The following is a 16,781-nucleotide window of genomic DNA, read 5'->3' as shown; positions in this document are numbered from 1 at the left end:
CGTAGGCGTGGCTGCGTACCAGCCCGCCTTCTTCACCGGCACCGCGCAGAACGGAGTCGCGGTCGGCGGGCTCGGCGGTGTCAGCCGGTTGGAGCGGGCGGCGCCGTTCCCGTGCTCAGGTGCACACCGACCACCGAGCCCTCGTCCACGCGGGCGCCCGCCGCCGGACTGGTGCCGGCCACCGAGTTCATCGGCTGCGTCGAATCCACCTGCGACGTCGCTCCAGGAGTGAGCCCCGCCGCGAGGAGCGCCTGCGTCGCGGAGTCGCCGCTGCGGCCGGACAGATCCGGCACGCTCACCTGCGGCGCCGCGATCAGCGACTGATCCGGCTGCGGAAAGTCGGAACCGCCGTAGCGCGCATCGAGCGCCGTCATCAGCGGCTTCCAGATGCGGTGCCGCGCCCCTGGCGCCCAGCCGTTATCGAAGTCGATCGTGTCGAGGTTCACCCTCGTCCCATCCTCCCGCGCCGAGATGCTGCCGACCCAGACCGCGAGCGAGGTCGCGGTCGAGGCTCCGATCGACCAGGTGTCTGCCGAATTGTCGGTGGTGCCCGTCTTCGTGATGTGCTGAATGCCGTTCTTCGGGTCGTCCTCGACGCCGGTGCCCTCGGCGGTCACCGTGAGCATGGTGTACTGCATCGCCGACGCGACCTTGAGCGACACCGCGCGAGTGCAGGTCGACGTGACCGGCTCGATCTCCCGGCCGTCTGCTCCGACGATCTCAGTGATCGCGACCGGGGTGCAGGTCGTGCCGTCCTCGGCGATCCCGGAGTAGGCGGTCGCCATCGTCAGTGGCGCGACCTCGTTGGTGCCGAGCACAGCGCCCGGCGATTGCACGAGCGCGGTCCCATCGGCCCGATGCACGTCGAAGGCCTCCGCCTGCTTGCGGATCTCGCACTGGTCGAGCAGGTGCGACATCCCGGTGAAGCCCGTATTGAGCGAATAGACGGTCGAATAGAGCGCCGTCTGCGTGTCCGAGTAGCCACCGTCGCCGGCATTCTTGGGGTTGTAGGAGTCGTAGTTCCAGGTGCCCTCGCAGCTGTCGGCGAACCCGGTCCAGTTCTTCTGCTTCGAGTCGAACTGCTCGAGCAGTGTGTGCCCGCGGTCGAGCCACTCCGCGAGGGTGAACACCTTGTAGGTTGAGCCGGTCTGGAACCCGTTGCCGCCGCCCGCCGACGTATCGACGTTGAGGTTGATCGCCGAGTACTCCGGCCCGCTCGCGATCACGTCCGGGTCCTGGCTGTAGCGCTTGTTCTGCACCATCGTGAGGATGTGGCCGGTGCCGTTCTGGACCGCGACCGCGGTCGCTCCGACGTCGAAGCGCGGATCGGAGGAGGGGACCTGCTCGTCCATCAGCTTCTGCGCCGTCTTCTGCAGGTCGAGGTCGATGGTCGTGTAGACCTTGATCCCGCCCTGCTTGATCGCCGCGTAGCGCTCGTCGTCGGTGGCGCCGAGCGCCGGGTCGTCGCGGAGGACGTGGGTGACGTAGTCGCAGAAGTAGGCTGCGCTTCCGGCTGTCTGGCAGCCGGTCGAGGGCGGGGTGATCGTGGGAGTGATCGCCTCAGCGGCCGCGGCGTCGCGCGTGGCCTGGTCGATCTTCCCGGCCTCCAGCATCCGATCGAGGATGTAGTCGCGCCGACCCCGCGTCTGCGCGTAACCGTTGGCGTCGCCGTTAGCAGCATCGTTGGGTCGGTCGAAACGGAACTTCTCGGGGTTGTTGACGATGGCTAGGAGTGACGCGGACTGGTCGAGGGAGAGGTCGGCGGCCGGGATGCCGTAGTAGTACTCGGCGGCGGCCTCGATGCCGTAGACGGTGCCGCCGAAGAGGGCGATGGTGAGGTAGCCGAGCACGATGTCGTCCTTCGACGACACCTTCTCGAGCCCGATCGCGAGCCGCATCTCCTTGAGCTTGCGCTCGGCGGTCGTCGCCGTCGCCTCCGCATACGCCCGGTTGCGTGCGGCTTCGTCGGGGATCGACTCCGCTTTCTGCACGAGCACGTTCTTGACGTACTGCTGCGTGATGGACGAGCCGCCCTGGGTGTCGCTGTCGAGGAGGTAGGTGCTCGCGATCGCGCGGAGGGTGCCCTGCAGGTCGATCCCGCCGTGGTCGTAGAAGCGCGGGTCCTCGCTCGCGACGAGCGCGTCCTTCACGGTGTCGGCGATCCGGTCGGCCGGCACCTCGATCCGGTTCTGGTCGTAGAAGGAGGCGAGGAGCGTCGGATCATCGGGGTCGCCCGCGTAGATGTCGCTCTTCTGCATCAGGCGCCCGACCTCGAGGTAGCTCGGGAGCGACTGGAACGCCGAGATCGTGCTCGAGGTGGCCACACCCGTGAGCGCCGCCGCGGGGGCGACGACGAGCGAGGCGAGCAGACCCGTCAGCACGCTGACGATCACGAATCCGAACAGCGCGCCGAGAGCCCCGTGAACGGTTCGACGGGGCTGGAAGACGGGGACGTTCGGTCGCTTCAGAATGGATCCTCTCGCTGAACCAGCACCCTAGGCGAGGCCTGCGACATCCCTGCCGAGGCGCGCCCGGCCCGGATCGAACGCCCGCCGGTTCGTCATGAACGGCTGCTCCGACCCGCCGGTGACGACCGTTCGTGACCAAGCGCCGCTCATGACAGCGCAACGGCGACCAGCAGCGCGGTCCATGCGCCGCCGACGAGCAGCCCGGCGACGATCGCGGTCGAACGACCCGCCCGCGTCCGCCACACCAGCAGGGCGACCCCCTCTGCCGCGACGGTCACGGTCGGCAGGAACAGCGCCGCCGCGCGCACCGTCCCGACGTCGTCGGTCACCCCGCAGCTCAGCCAGTACGCAGCGGCCTCGGGGGAGAGCGGGGACGCCCCGAGGAAGAATCAGGACCGCCGTCGGCACGATCGTCACGAGGGCGAACGCGACCCTTGCAGCGCGTTGCCGGTCGACAAATTTGCCGAGCCCGAGCAGGACGGCGGCGGCCACCGTCGTGAAGGCCAGTGACTTTAGCGAATCCCCGAAGGTGAATGGGGCGTTCGCTTCGAAGCTGAAATTCCAGCTGGCTAGAGCGCGTTGAAGTAGCCAAATCGTGTGGCCGAGAAGTGACAAAGCGCCGGCTGTGCCGGCAATCAATCCAATGATCACGGGCCGCGAGTAGAACTCGCCAGTTACCATTCCAATTTCCAGCTTTTTGCAGATTGCAACGCCGCCGCGAAGCCGTCGACGATGCCTTCGAGCTCATCTGCTCGTATCGACTCTGATGGCGGATATTTGTCCGTTGATGCTCCAGGGCGCCGGGCTGGGTCGATGAACTTATCGCGAGCCATTCCCGTAGGCCGTTCATCGTTGAAAATATGCCGGACCGCTGCCCTGAGTGTATCCTTTGTTATAAATCTCTCCGAAAAAATTCTTTGCCAACCAGCCGGGATCATCTTCGATTGCGAGGGAAAATGTCTGTTTGAGTTCGATAAGAGGCAGCTTGCTGTCATTCAGGATCCACGATCCACTAGGTAGGAGGCCATATCAGCACGCAGATCATCACGGCTGAAGCCGCCGGCGCTCGACGGTGTCAGGCGTGAGCTACGACCTGCAACGTCCCCTCTGATGACAGAGTAAGGGCAGTGCCACTTGCGTCTCTTGCGGTGCCCCTTCCGGCGATGCGCGAGAGGTCATAGTCCTTCCCTGCTTGGACAAGATCCAAGCCCCACGAAGCAAAATTCCCCTCGATCGGTAGGTCTAGTGAGGTGGGCAGATCATCCGAGGCTCCTCACCGTAAGCGGCGCCGTCTCAATACGGCACGCGTGATGCAACTCAAGCCGGCCGTACGTGGTGTACGGCTCCACGAGCGGATTGCTGCTCCAGACTGCAAGAGTTCTTACAGTCGACGCGAGAGGATGCCCGATGTGGCCGTCATCTCGTGCCCGGTGCCGAAGGACCGGGAAAGTATCTGAAAAGGCACTCAATCAACTGCTGGCAGAGATGCTCGGTGCGGTGTCGCTCCGCGCATCACGCTGGCGCGAAGTCCCGCCTACGCTCGGGTCGACCGAAAACGGGACCGAGTGACGGCCGAGTAATCGGTCGACTTAGCAGACTGCTAGGAAAGCAGGTCGCCGTTGATGTCCATGATGTCGTCCGTGTTGATCGGCGCCTTCCCCGTGCTCACCTGCAACGGGATCACCGCGCCCCGCAGAGCCGTTTTGCCGGTGCTCGGCGTGGTCATCACCACGGAACCCTCCGGGACCTTGGCGGACGCGGCCGGCTCCGTCATGCCCACGATGAAACCCGCAGCCTTGAGGGTTGCTGACGCATCGGCGACCGTCTGGCCGGTCACGTCCGGCACCTCGGCGAGGGTCGCGGCGCGCGGCGAGTTGGCGAGCATCGAGGCCGGCGGGTCGGCGAAGTCGTCGCCGCCGTACTTCTGATCGAGCGCCGTCATGATCGGCTTCCAAATGGCGTGGCGGGCGTTCGAGGCCTTGATCGATCCCGACTCGCCGGTGATGGTCGTAAAGCGTAGGTTCTGCTTGGTGTGGTCGTCGAAGCCCCTGATGCTGCCCACCCACACAGCGAGCGAGGTCGCCCTGCTCGCGCCGGCGGTCCAGACGTCGGCCGCCTCGTCCGTCGTGCCCGTCTTGCCGATGTGCTCGATGCCGTCGCCGGGGTTCGAGGCGGTGGCGGTACCCGAGGTCATCACTCGCTGCATCGCGTACTGCATCCCGTGAGCGACCTCGGGTGTCACCGATGCTCGGCAGTTCGAGTCGGGGGTGGCTACAGCGGCTCCGTCGGAGTCGGTGATCCGGTCGATGACGACGGCATCACAGGTCGTGCCGTCGTTGGCGATGCCCGCGTACGCGCTCGCCATCGTGAGCGGGGCGATCTCGTTGGTGCCCAGGACGGCGGCCGGGCCGCTACTGAGTTCCTTGCCGTTCGCGCCGTGCACTCCGAACGATTCGGCGGTCGTGCGGATGTCGCAAAGATCGAGCTTGTTGGCCATGCCCATGAAGCCGGTGTTGATCGAGTTCGTCGTCGACTCCAGCGCCGTCATCGAGGAGGAGTCCTCGGAGGGGTCGTCGTTCCTCGGTGCGAACCGCAGGCCCTGGTAGTAGCCGCTCGTGACATTGCACTTCTTGGCGTAGGAGCCGAACCCCGACGTCGGCGACGGGAACGACTCGTTGATGGTGTGCCCCGCCTTCAGCCACTGCGCCAGCGTGAACACCTTGTAGGTCGATCCGGTCTGCACGCCGGAGCCGCCGCCCATGCTGAGGTCGACGTTAAGGTTGATGGCGCTGTACCCGGGGTTGGCGGTGAGGAACTGCTCGTCCTGGCTGTACTTCGTGTTTTGCACCATGGAGAGCACCCGACCCGTCTTGGCCTCGACGGAGGCAGCGGTCGCGCCGATCTGGAAGCGCGGGTCCACCGAGGGGACGTAAGCGTTGAGCGCCGCCTGCGAGACCTGCTGGATGTCAAGGTCGAGGGTCGTTACGACGTCGAAGCCGCCCTGGCGGATGCGCTGGTAGCGCTCGTCGTCGCTCGCTCCGAAGACGGTGTCGTTCCGGAGGACGTTCAGCACGTACTCGCAGAAGTAGGCCGCATCGCCGGCGGTGGTGCAGCCGGTCGAGGGCTCCGTGATGTTCGGGGTGATCGGCTCGGCGACGGCGGCGTCGTGCGTGGCCTGGTCGATACGGCCGTGCTTGAGTTCCTCCGAGAGGATGTAGTCGCGGCGCTCCTTGGTGTCGGCGTAGCCCTTGGCGGCGCCGTTCACCTTGTCGCCCGGGTCGTCGAAGCGGAACTTCGCCGGGTTGTTCACGATCGCCAGCAGCGCGGCCGCCTGCGAGATCGAGAGCTGGCTCGCGGGGATGCCGTAGTAGTAATTCGCCGCGGCCTCGATGCCGTACACCGTCCCTCCGAAGAGGGCGATGTTGAGGTAGCCGAGGAGGATGTCGTCCTTTGACGCCTCCTTCTCGAGCCCGATCGCGAGCCGCATCTCTTTGAGCTTGCGCTCCGGCGTCGGCGCGGTCGCCTCGTCGTAGGCCTTGGTGCGCTCGGCCTCGTCGGTGATCGACTCTGCCTTCTGCACGAGCACGTTCTTGACGTACTGCTGGGTGATCGACGACCCGCCCTGCAGTTTGCCTCCCGTCAGCGTGACGGCAATGGCCCGGAGCGTGCCCTGCAGGTCGATGCCGCCGTGCTCGTAGAACCGCGGGTCCTCGCCGGCGACGGCGGCGTCCTTCACGGACTGCGCGACGTCGTCCCAACCGACCTCGACGCGGTTCTGGTCGTAGACGGAGGCGAGCAGGGTCGTGCCGTTGCTCGCGTAGACGTTGGTGCGCTGCATCAGATGGCCCACGTCGAGGTAGCCGGGCAGGTTCTGGAACATGCCGATCGTGGTGCTCGTCGCGACGCCTGTCAGGGCGAGGGCGGGCGTGACGCCGACGGTGATGAGGACACCCGCCACGGCGCTCATCCCGATGAATTCCATGACTGCCCGCAGCGACATCCCGAGCGGCCGGACGGAGCGGCGGGATGCAGAGGGGAGTGTCATGGAGTGGTCGTCCTTTCGACACGGCGAGCGGCCGCGGAGATGCAGGGGAGGGTGGCGAGAGCCTCGCGAACAGTCGCGCGATCCCCCGCGCTCATGGTACGTGACGGCTGCGCTCGAAGGGCGTCCTCCTCCCGGTGGAGATGCGGGTTGGCGGGCGATGTGCATGAGGGGGCGCGCACGAGGTGCTGACCTGGAGTCGATGCATCCGTATCGTGGGGACTGCGCCTTTCCGCTGGGCGCTCCAGCACCCGATTCAGCGATCGCTCCGGGCCTCGGTCGGTCGCCCCAGCAGAAAGCGCACACTATGGCACGCATCTACGACGACGTGACCCAGCTCGTCGGCAGGACCCCTCTCGTCCGCATCAACCGCCTCGAGGGCGCTGATCGGGCGAAGGTCCTGGCGAAGCTTGAGTTCTACAACCCGGCGAACAGCGTGAAGGACCGGATCGGCGTCGCGATCATCGACGCTGCGGAGGCCTCGGGCGAGCTGCCCCCGGGCGGGACGATCGTCGAGGGCACGAGCGGCAACACCGGCATCGCCCTCGCGATGGTCGGAGCCGCCCGCGGCTACTCGGTGATCCTCACGATGCCCGAGACGATGTCCGTCGAGCGCCGGGTCCTCCTCCGGGCCTACGGAGCCGAGATCGTGCTGACTCCCGGCAGCGAGGGCATGCGCGGTGCGGTCGAGCGCGCCCGTTCGATCGTGAACAGCACTCCCGGCGCGATCCTCGCCCGCCAGTTCGAGAACGCTGCTAATCCGGAGGTGCACCGCCGCACCACGGCCGAGGAGGTCTGGGAGGACACCGACGGCGAGGTCGATGTCTTCGTGGCCGGCATCGGCACCGGTGGCACCATCACCGGAGTAGGTCAGGTGCTCAAGGAGCGCAAGCCCGGCGTGCAGATCGTCGGAGTAGAGCCGATTGATTCCCCGCTCCTCACCCAGGGCACTGCCGGTCCGCACAAGATCCAGGGCATCGGCGCCAACTTCGTTCCCGCGATCCTCGACCGCGAGGTCTACGACGAGATCATCGACGTCACGCTCGACGACTCCGTGCGGGTGGCCCGCGAGATGGCCGCGCAGGAGGGCATCCTCGGCGGCATCTCCTCCGGTTCGATCATGTGGGCCGCGCTCGAGGTCGCGAAGCGCCCCGAGAACGCCGGTAAGACCATCGTTGCCATCGTGTGCGACTTCGGCGAGCGGTACATCTCTACCGTCCTCTACGAGGACCTCCGCAGCTGAGGGCCTCGAACCACGGCGGGACGCCCCGCCCCGGACGCGACCGCCGCGTCGTGTTCGGGCCGGAACATTCCGGGGTGCTCGCCCGGCTCCGCGAGGACGTCCGGACCGCCCGCGAGCGTGACCCTGCCGCCCGCAGCGCGGTGGAGGTCGTTCTCGCCTACCCGGGCGTCCACGCGATCTGGCTGCACCGCGTCGCGCACGCCTGGTGGCGGCGCGGTCTGCGCCTGCCCGCCCGGCTGCTCAGTCAGGCGGCGCGTGCTGCGACTGGAGTCGAGATCCACCCCGGTGCGAGGATCGGGCGGCGCCTTTTCATTGACCACGGCATGGGAGTGGTCATCGGGGAGACCGCGCGGATCGGCGACGATTGCATGCTCTATCACGGCGTCACGTTGGGCGGGAAGTCGGCGCGGCGCGAGCGTCGACATCCCACGCTCGGCGATCGAGTGGTCGTGGGAGCGGGCGCGGTTGTGTTGGGCCCGGTCGTGCTCGGCTCCGACGTCAGCGTGGGTGCGAACGCCGTCGTGGTGAAGGATGCGCCCGACGGAGCGATACTCGTCGGCATCCCCGCCCGCGACCTGCGCGCGCAGGGCCGCACGGAGGACGCACTCGCCGAGTCGGGCTTTTTCACCGATCCGTCCACCCAGCTCTGACCCGCGCCGATCAGTCGCCTCCTCGAGGCGTGATGTCGCGTGGAGCGCTCTTGATTTGAGCGAAAGCGTCGAGCGCGTGGGCCCGTGTCTCCTTGAGGTCGAGTATCGGTGCGGGGTAGGCGTCCGGACCGCCAGTGAGCGTGTCCTCGAGCGTCCACGGCTCGTGCACGGCTGCGCCCTCCACCTCGCTCAATTCGGGCACATTGTCGCGGATGTACGCTCCGGCCGGATCGAACTTCTTCGACTGGGTGACCGGGTTGAAGACTCGGAAGAACGGCGACGCGTCGGCTCCGGAGCCCGCTACCCATTGCCAATTCGCGGCGTTGCTCGCCGGATCCGCGTCGACGAGGGTGTCCCAGAACCAGTCCTCGCCCACCCGCCAGTCGACCAGCAGATTCTTGATCAGGAACGAAGCGGTCACCATCCGGACCCGGTTGTGCATGTAGCCGGTGTTCCAGAGCTCGCGCATGCCGGCGTCCACCAGCGGGTAGCCGGTGCGGCCCCGGTGCCAGGCGTCGATCGCCTCCTGACCGGGGCGGCCCCACGGGAACGAGTCGAACCGGGTGTCGAAGTTTGCGGTCGCCAGGTCCGGCCAGTGGAACAGCAGGTGGTAGCAGAACTCCCGCCAGAGCAGCTCGGACAGGAACCGGTCGCTGCCGTCGCCGCGGTGCAGCCCCTTCGTGTGCGCCTCCTCCAGCGCGTGCCACACCTGGAACGGACTGATCTCGCCCCACCGCAGGTGCGGCGAGAGGTTCGAGGTGGCGTCCTCGGCGGGCTGGTCGCGGCCGTCGGCGTAGTCGTCGAGCTGCTCCGCGAGGAACGCGCGCAGCCGGTCGGCCGCCGCCTTCTCGCCGGGAACCCAGCGCTCGCGCAGTCCTCCTGCCCAGTCGGGATGCGCGGGCAGCAGCTCCCAGTCGTCGAGGGAATCGGAGGCGACGTCGCCTGTGACGCCGTCGAGCGAGCGGGGACGGGGCAGCGGCGCCCGCGGTGTCTGCTTGGCGCGGCAGGCGCGCGCGAAGGGCGTGTAGACGGAGTACGGGCCGCCAGCGCCGGTCTGCGCCGTCCACGGCTCGAACAGCAGGGAGCCCTGGTGGCTCTCGGCCTCGCGTCCACCGTTGCGGAGCGACTCCTTCACCGCCGCGTCGACGATGCGCTCGGCCTTTCCGTAGCGGCGGTTCCAGTGCACGGCTCCGGCACCGATCTCGTCGGCGAGCTGCAGGACGACGGCCTCGGCCGGTCCTCGGCGCAGGATCAGCGCCGCTCCGTGCTCGTGCAGGTCGGCGGCGAGGGCTGCGAGGCTGCCGTGCAGCCACCAGCGGGAGGCGCCCCCGAATGGCCGGATCCCCGCCGACTCCTCATCGAGCACGTAGCAGACCGCGATCTCGCCGCCGCGGTCGATTGCGGCGCGCAGAGCGGGGTTGTCGGCCAGGCGCAGATCGTCGCGGAGCCAGACAAGGGTGGGGGAGGTGTCACTCATGGTGGCCCCATGATTCCGCGAGTTCCGCGCCCCGGCGAAGACCTAGTCGGGCGCTGCGGCCCGTGCTAGCAGAAGCGGATCACGGAGTGGCGATGCCGTCGCGGAGCTTGTCGCAGAGTGCGGCCAGTTGCCGCAGCTCGTCCTCCTCGAGCGCTCCGCCGACTTGCTCCGAGATGGTCCTCATATGAGTGAGCGCGACGCGCCGGAAGAGCGCGTAGCCCTCGTCGGTGATGGTGATGATCGTGCCGCGCGCATCCGCCGGGTCCTCGCTCTTCTCGACGCAGCCGCGAGCCGCAAGCCGGTCGATCAGCCGGCTGACGCTGGGCTGCGTCAGCAGGACGTGCCGGTTAAGATCGCGCAGGCGCGCGCGCCGCTCGGGCTGCCGAGTGAGGTTGAAGAGGACGTCGTACTCGTTCATCGAGATCTCCCGCGAGGGGAATTCGGTGCTCAGGGCTCGCATCACATGGACCTGAGCGCGGAAGAGTGCTTCCCATGCTGCGACGGCCTCTCTCGACCCCACTGGTCCTCCTTCGTCGCCCAGGAAGCGATTCCCGGCATCCAGACGCCGTACAGCCTACGCCGCGGGCAGATGGTCGCAGCTGAGGAGGAGGCGGTCGCCCGGGAACGACAGAAGGCCGGCCGCTGAGGCGAGCGGCCGGCCTTCTTTCCCTTGCACCAAGAGTGTCCTGCAATCACTTTTCGCGCTTCTCCGCCACAGCAAACGGTTGACGCAGGTGAACTATATAACGACCCGGTAACGGTGCAACCCTTTATTTCCTGGGACGTCCCTGAGCCCCTCGCACAGCTGCCCGCCGGCCGAGGCCGTACCGGTTGCCCTGCCCCGGCGCGACGCGGGACTCCCCTCGACGACTCAGAACAGATCCGGCGACGGCGTGGAGGCGTACCGGATGGCGACGTCCGCGTGGCGATCGAAGCGGTAGCCGACGCCGCGGACGGTGCGCACGATCTCCTCGTAGCGGCCGAGCTTGGCCCGGAGCCGACGGACGTGGACGTCGATGGTGCGCTCGTTGGGTGCGTCGTCGTCGGTGGCGCCCCACAGGGAGGCGATGAGCTCGGTGCGCTCGATGGTGCGGCCCTCGCGGAGCACGAGGTACTGGAGGAGCTCGAACTCCTTGTAGGTGAGAGCGGTGGTCTCGTCATCGAGAACGACGCGCTTACGAGAGATGTCAATGACGACTCCGCCGGGCACGCGATCAGGGTCGGGTTCGGCGTCGGCGCGGCGCTTGGCGACGGCGGCGGGGTCCTGGAGCGCGAGGCGGACCACGTCGACATCACGGCCGCCGACGCCCTGCGGAGCGAGAGCGACGGAGGCGTAGGTCTCGGCGTCGGGGGCGAGCTGGGCGGTAATGCGCTTGAGCTCTTCGACTAGGCGACCCAGGTCGAGTCCGGCGGCGCGGGCCTTGGCCTCGTCGATGCCGACGTAGAGGGCGAATCCGCGGGCCTCGGTCCCCTGGGGGACGGCGCGGAGGCGTGGTGCGGCGGGGGCGGCGTCGCCGATCGGCTGGAGCCGGGAGGCGGCTGTCGTGGCGGCGGTGGGGACGGTACGGGGGTGGAGGAGGGTCATGACAAGTCCTTGGCTGGTCGGATCCGGGACGAGTGTCCAGGGGCGGATCCGGGTGTGCGCGATCGAGCCGACCCGCGAAGCGCGGTGACGGCAGAGACGGATGCGGGGCATCCAGGGGATCATCCGCGCCTACGACGCTCAGCCGATCGAAAGGATCAGCGGGCGGAGGCTGTGCGGGGACCCGGCGAGGTCAGTTCCTCATGCACACATTCGACAGCACATGACGGGGCCACCGGCCATCATCATGCCGGCATTCCCGGAGGCCTCGAGGGAGGTCAGGGCGTGCAGGGTGTCAGTCATGCTCGACAGTAAAGCCCAGGCTGGTGCCGCGCGTCAACATGTCCGTGTGTGGAGGCGGGGCGCCACGATGCACTGCGACGACTGTCCTCAGCCGCAGCACCCGTCATTCCGTGGGTGTGACGGGTTCGAGGGTGTATTTCTTCTTCGGGTCCCACCGGGGGATGGTGCCTTCGTCTCCGGGGACGACGATGCCGGCGGCGCGTTGCGCGTTGTCCTCTTTGAGGAGGGCGATGGCGTCGCCGGGCGCGCAGCGTGCGACGGCACCGATCCGGTAGGTGTCTTCGGCGGAATGGGTGTCGAAGTCGGCGCGGAGGACGGGGCCGCCTTCGCCGTAGACGGTGGGCCAGGGGGTGGAGTCGGCGATGCGGACGCTCATGCCGAGGGTTTCCCAGTATGTGGCGACCTTCTGGGCGTCGCCGGCGGGATCGGTTCCGCGGGGCGCCCAATGGTCGAAGCTGTAGCTGGCGCCTTTTTCTCCGCCGCCGAGTCCGCAGCTGTCGGGTGCCGCGCCTCCGGATTTGGGCCACCAGCCCGTCACATCGAGCTGTTGGGTGGTGTCTTTGACGAAGGCGATGAGCGCGGTGCGTCCCTCGGTGGGTGTCGTGGTGTTCATCGGTGTGGGTTCCTCCGGATCCTCGGCTGTGCAGGCGGACGTCAGAAGAAGGACTGCGGCGAGAACGCTCGCCCCGGCGACGGCTTGTCGTAGAAGAGTCCTGGTCACTGTCGGCGTGCTCCGCGGCCCGTGTCGGATGGTGAGGTCATTGCTCGGGCTCGTCGGGATCGGGTTTGGGTTTGGGCGGGGTGGTGGCGGGGGCGACGGGTTCGAGGGTGTATTTCTTCTTTGGGTCCCACCGGGGGACGGTGCCCTCGTCTCCGGGGACGACGATTCCGGCGGCGCGTTGTGCGTTGTCCTCTTTGAGGAGGGCGATGGCGTCGCCGGGAGCGCAGCGTGCGGTTGCGCCGACCCGGTAGGTGTCTTCGGCGGCTTCGGTGTCGAATGCGGCACGCAGGACGGGGCCGCCTTCGCCGAACACTCTGGGCCAGGGGGTGGAGTCGGCGATGCGGACGCTCATGCCGAGGGATTCCCAATAGGTGGCAACCTTTCGGGCGTCGCCGGCGGGATCGGTTCCGCGGGGCGCCCAATGGTCGAAGCTGTAGCTGGCGCCTTTTTCTCCGCCGCCGAGTCCGCAGCTGTCGGGTGCCGCGCCTCCGGATTTCGGCCACCAGCCCGTCACATCGAGCTGTTGGGTGGTGTCTTTGACGAAGGCGATGAGCGCGGTGCGTCCCTCGGTGGGTGTCGTGGTGTTCATCGGTGTGGGTTCCTCCGGTTTTTCGGCGGCGCAGGCGGACATCAGAAGAAGGACCACGGCGAGAACGCTTGCCGCGGCGGTACCTCGTCGTGGAGGAGTCCTGGTCACTGTGGGCGTGCTCCGTGGCCCGTGTCGGATGGTGAGGTCATTGCTCGGGCTCGTCGGGATCGGGTTCGGGTTTGGGTTTGGGCGGGGTGGTGGCGGGGGCGACGGGTTCGAGGGTGTATTTCTTCTTTGGGTCCCACCGTTGGACGGCCCCTTCGTCTCCGGGGACGACGATTCCCGCGGCGCGCTGCGCGTTGTCCTCTTTGAGGAGGGCGATGGCGTCGCCGGGAGCGCAGCGTGCGACCGCGGTGACGAGGTAGGTGTCTTCTGAGGAATGGGTGTCGAATGCGGCGCGCAGGACGGGGCCGCCTTCGCCGTAGACGGTGGGCCAGGGGGTGGAGTCGGCGATGCGGACGCTCATGCCGAGGGATTCCCAGTAGGTGGCGACCTTCTGGGCGTCGCCGGCGGGATCGGTTCCGCGGGGCGCCCAATAGTTGAAGCTGTAGCTGGCGCCTTTTTCTCCGCCGCCGAGTCCGCAGCTGTCGGGTGCCGCGCCTCCGGATTTGGGCCACCAGCCCGTCACATCGAGCTGTTGGGTGGTGTCTTTGACGAACGCGAGGAGCGCGGTGCGTCCCTCGGTGGGTGTCATGGTGTTCATCGGTGTCGGTTCCTCCGGTTTTTCGGCGGCGCAGGCGGACATTAGAAGAAGGACTGCGGCGAAAATGCTCGCTGCTGTAGCGCCCCGTCCCCTCTTAGTTCGGGTCGCCATCGAATAACCTTCCCGCCTTTTCCTGCACTCCTGTGGGCCCGAGGGGCTTGTACTCAGTCACGGCGTTCAGGTTCCCGTTGAGAATTGCGGCGACATTTAACAGCGACTCGGTGTTTTGGTCGAAGTACCCCGCCCTGTCGCCCGTATCGCTCTCCAGTGCTCCGTGGGCCGAGACCGGCCGACCCTTGTCGCCGCCGTTCTCCACTCCGAAGACCTGGGCTCCGAATCCCGGCAGGATGGGATTGACGTGGTGATCCTCGCTCAACCCCCGTCCCAGATAGGCCAGTTCGTCGCCGCTGCTTTTCTCACCGGGGAACTTGGGGCGGCCCTGGCCGGCATAGACGCCGTCGGCGTGCAGATCGGATGCGTTGTCGACGGAATCGGGGAGCCCCGCGGAGCCGAGGGTGATCAGGGCGCCGAGCTGCACGTCCGGTCGGGTCGCCGCGACGGCGGCGACCGTGCTGCCGTAGGAGTGCGCGACGACGTTCGGGTGGGGGATCGAGTCCCCGCGGACGGCGGCGAGTCCGCCGAGAGCGGCGGCGAGGCGGGTCGCGCCGGCGACCGCGTCGTCGGTCGTGAGCACCGACATGTCGAGGTCGACGCCGATCGGATTGGGCGGCGTCTCGTAGCCGATCCAGGCGACGACCGCGTGCCCCGGCGGCAGCAGCGACTGCAGGTTCTGCGAGGCCCTCGTCCAGTCGGTCGTCGTCGCGGTCGTCTGCCCCATGCCGGGGACCGCGTAGGTGACGTCGGTCGCGGTGTCGAGGTCGCCGATCGAGACCGCGGCCAGGGGCGGGTCGTCGTCGGTCAGCGAGATCAGGAACCTGGGGTTCCGGCCTTCGAAGGACGTCAGGGAGTCGTGGATGTTCGCGAGGACGGCGAGTCGTCGCTCGAGGTCCGCGAGAGCCGGCCCCACGGCGTCGGCACTGCCCGTGCCCGGAGTGATCGCGCGCAGGGCGTCCCGCTCGGCGGTCAGGCTCGTGAGCTCCGCCTCGAGACGGGACGCGTTCGCCACCGACCGGGCACCGTAGGGAATCCCCTCGAGATTCCCGATCAGCAGCGGCAGCGCCGTCAGCAGCTCGTGTTGCCGGGACGAGAACGGATCGCCGGAGTCGGCTGCGGGGTCAAGGCTCTGCCACCACTCGTGCACGACGGCGGGTGGCATCCTCTGGATCTGCGCGGCCAGAGCGGGCGACGCCGCGAGCATCGCCGCGAGGTCTTCCGCGGGGACGGACGCGAGGATGGCTCGCAGCGCCTGATCGGTGGGGGGAGCGAACCGGGTTTGAGCGAGATTGAGACCCGGCGAGGAGAGGGAACCACCTCCGGCCGCGCGGAATGCATCGGCGATCGCCTCGACCCAGCTGGCCTCCTCGCCGTTCACGGTCACGAAGCGGTCGAAGGCGTTCAGGAAGGTGCAGTTCTCGATCGGGACCCAGGAGCACTCGTCCGTGAAGGACGCCCAGGAGGCGCGGACGCTGGTCAGCCGCTCCTGCATCAGCGCGCCGAACGCCCGCGCCGTCGATGCGTAGATGACGAGGTCGTCCGGGTCCGCGGAGGTCCTGCCGTGCCCGAGCGGGCCCGAATACTGCGTCGTCGTTCGCGGCGGTTCCTGGATCGCGTAGCCGGCGTTGAGGACCGGCGCAGGAATCCGGTCCTCGGACGGACGCGGATCGACCAGCATCCCCTCGTCGGGCTGCACGCCGAGGCCGGCGAGCGGATGGGCACGTCGCCGCTGCTCCCGCTCGGCCTCGCGCACCCTCCAGGCATCGAGAGCCGTGATTCGAGCCCGTTCCTTCTGCGCTGCCTGCGACGTCTCGCGGACACGGTCGGCCAGGTCCCAGAGCGACCGGGAGAGGCCGACCCGATTATCGGAGCCGATGATGCAGGCTGAGCGGAACAGATCGGCGTACGGGCCGGCAAAATGCTGCAGGGCCGTGCCCATCGCGCCGCCCCAGGCGATCCCGTGGTCCCTCAGCGAATCGCTGGCGTCTTCTACTGTGCGGATCAGATTGTCGGCTGTCGCGTCGTCGAAGCGAAACTCCATCGCGCCTCCTTCGTGAGTGACTGTCACGAGAGTAGAGACGCACGGAGGGTCAGCGACCGCTCTGGCGCGGAACGTGGGTCAGGGCTGGGAGAGGGGAACGGGGGCCCGGCCCGCTCGCACGGCCTGTTTCGGACGCGGGCTCCGCAGCCCGCGGGCTCAGCCCGCCAGGCCGTAGAGGCGGTCGCCCGCGTCACCCAGGCCGGGGACGATGTAACCGAGCTCGTTGAGCTTCTCGTCGAGGGAGCCGAGGACGATGGTCACGTCGCGGTCGCCGGAGGCCTTTTCGACCGCGGTCAGTCCCTCGGGGGCGGCGAGGAGGCAGACGGCGGTGACATCCACGGCCCCGCGGTCGAAGAGGAACTGAATGGCGGCGATGAGTGAGCCGCCGGTCGCGAGCATCGGGTCCAGCACGAAGCACTGCCGGTTCGATAGGTCCTCGGGGAGTCGCTCGGCGTACGTGGTCGGCTCGAGGGTCTCCTCGTTGCGCGCCATGCCCAGAAAGCCGACCTCGGCGGTGGGGATCAGCTTGACCATGCCCCCGAGCATCCCCAGGCCTGCGCGGAGGATCGGGACGACGAGCGGCTGCGGGTCGCTGAGCGCGAGACCGGTGGTCTGCGTCACGGGAGTCTCGATGGTGACGGTGCGCGTGCGGACGCCGCGGGTCGCCTCATAGGCCAGAAGCGTCATCAACTCTTCGGCGAGCTGCCGGAAGGTGGGGGAGGGGGTGCGCTTGTCACGCAGCACGGTGAGCTTATGGGTGATCAGCGGGTGGTCGGCTACGTGGACGCGCATAAGCTCAATCTACTGGCCGCAGTAATGCTGACCGGCCCGAGCGGAGCCGCCGCCGC

General features: G+C 68.0%; 13 protein-coding genes. 2 read left to right on the top strand and 11 right to left on the bottom strand.

Annotated features, from left to right (window positions below; genetic code table 11):
* Positions 1-80: 80 nt before the first annotated feature.
* From C1O28_RS10950 to C1O28_RS10940, 3 genes are all read right to left on the bottom strand, one after another.
* Positions 81-2,393, bottom strand: a complete 2,313-nt coding sequence (locus C1O28_RS10950; protein ID WP_097165222.1) for a penicillin-binding protein — start codon at positions 2,391-2,393, stop codon at positions 81-83.
* Positions 2,394-2,614: 221 nt separating this feature from the next.
* Positions 2,615-2,797, bottom strand: coding sequence for a hypothetical protein (locus C1O28_RS10945; RefSeq protein WP_097165223.1), 183 nt, complete (start codon positions 2,795-2,797; stop codon positions 2,615-2,617).
* A 1,271-nt stretch (positions 2,798-4,068) separates the two neighbouring features.
* The gene (locus C1O28_RS10940) at positions 4,069-6,513 is read right to left on the bottom strand and encodes a transglycosylase domain-containing protein (RefSeq protein ID WP_160487594.1); all 2,445 of its coding nucleotides are present in this window, start codon (positions 6,511-6,513) and stop codon (positions 4,069-4,071) included.
* 304 nt (positions 6,514-6,817) lie between these two features.
* On the opposite strand from C1O28_RS10940, the gene cysK reads away from it, so the two are divergent.
* Both cysK and epsC read left to right on the top strand, forming a co-directional pair.
* Positions 6,818-7,753: a cysteine synthase A gene (gene cysK, locus C1O28_RS10935; protein ID WP_097165645.1), complete on the top strand. Its 936-nt coding sequence runs from the start codon at positions 6,818-6,820 to the stop codon at positions 7,751-7,753.
* A 74-nt stretch (positions 7,754-7,827) separates the two neighbouring features.
* Positions 7,828-8,403, top strand: coding sequence for a serine O-acetyltransferase EpsC (gene epsC, locus C1O28_RS10930; protein WP_243391989.1), 576 nt, complete (start codon positions 7,828-7,830; stop codon positions 8,401-8,403).
* A gap of 10 nt (positions 8,404-8,413) precedes the next feature.
* On the opposite strand, the gene C1O28_RS10925 is transcribed toward epsC, so the two are convergent.
* The 8 genes from C1O28_RS10925 to upp form a co-directional block, all read right to left on the bottom strand.
* Positions 8,414-9,880: a cryptochrome/photolyase family protein gene (locus tag C1O28_RS10925; RefSeq protein ID WP_097165226.1), complete on the bottom strand. Its 1,467-nt coding sequence runs from the start codon at positions 9,878-9,880 to the stop codon at positions 8,414-8,416.
* Between the two features lie 79 nt (positions 9,881-9,959).
* Positions 9,960-10,340: a MarR family winged helix-turn-helix transcriptional regulator gene (locus C1O28_RS10920; RefSeq protein WP_097165646.1), complete on the bottom strand. Its 381-nt coding sequence runs from the start codon at positions 10,338-10,340 to the stop codon at positions 9,960-9,962.
* Between the two features lie 411 nt (positions 10,341-10,751).
* A complete protein-coding gene (locus C1O28_RS10915; RefSeq protein ID WP_097165647.1) occupies positions 10,752-11,465 on the bottom strand; it encodes a winged helix-turn-helix domain-containing protein in 714 nt (237 codons plus the stop codon).
* 403 nt (positions 11,466-11,868) lie between these two features.
* Complete coding sequence (locus C1O28_RS10910) at positions 11,869-12,378, bottom strand: hypothetical protein (RefSeq protein ID WP_097165228.1); 510 nt, start codon at positions 12,376-12,378, stop codon at positions 11,869-11,871.
* Between the two features lie 145 nt (positions 12,379-12,523).
* Entirely contained in the window at positions 12,524-13,132 is a 609-nt protein-coding gene (locus C1O28_RS10905; RefSeq protein WP_127821500.1) for a hypothetical protein, read from the bottom strand.
* 88 nt (positions 13,133-13,220) lie between these two features.
* Entirely contained in the window at positions 13,221-13,778 is a 558-nt protein-coding gene (locus C1O28_RS10900) for a hypothetical protein (protein ID WP_097165230.1), read from the bottom strand.
* A 94-nt stretch (positions 13,779-13,872) separates the two neighbouring features.
* Positions 13,873-15,933, bottom strand: a complete 2,061-nt coding sequence (locus tag C1O28_RS10895; RefSeq protein ID WP_097165231.1) for an alpha/beta hydrolase — start codon at positions 15,931-15,933, stop codon at positions 13,873-13,875.
* Positions 15,934-16,089: 156 nt separating this feature from the next.
* Positions 16,090-16,725: a uracil phosphoribosyltransferase gene (upp, locus tag C1O28_RS10890; RefSeq protein ID WP_097165232.1), complete on the bottom strand. Its 636-nt coding sequence runs from the start codon at positions 16,723-16,725 to the stop codon at positions 16,090-16,092.
* Positions 16,726-16,781: the final 56 nt, after the last annotated feature.

It is taken from the genome of Rathayibacter rathayi, from assembly GCF_004011095.1.
GTDB lineage: Bacteria > Actinomycetota > Actinomycetes > Actinomycetales > Microbacteriaceae > Rathayibacter > Rathayibacter rathayi.
This window is presented reverse-complemented; position numbering and strand designations above follow the sequence as displayed.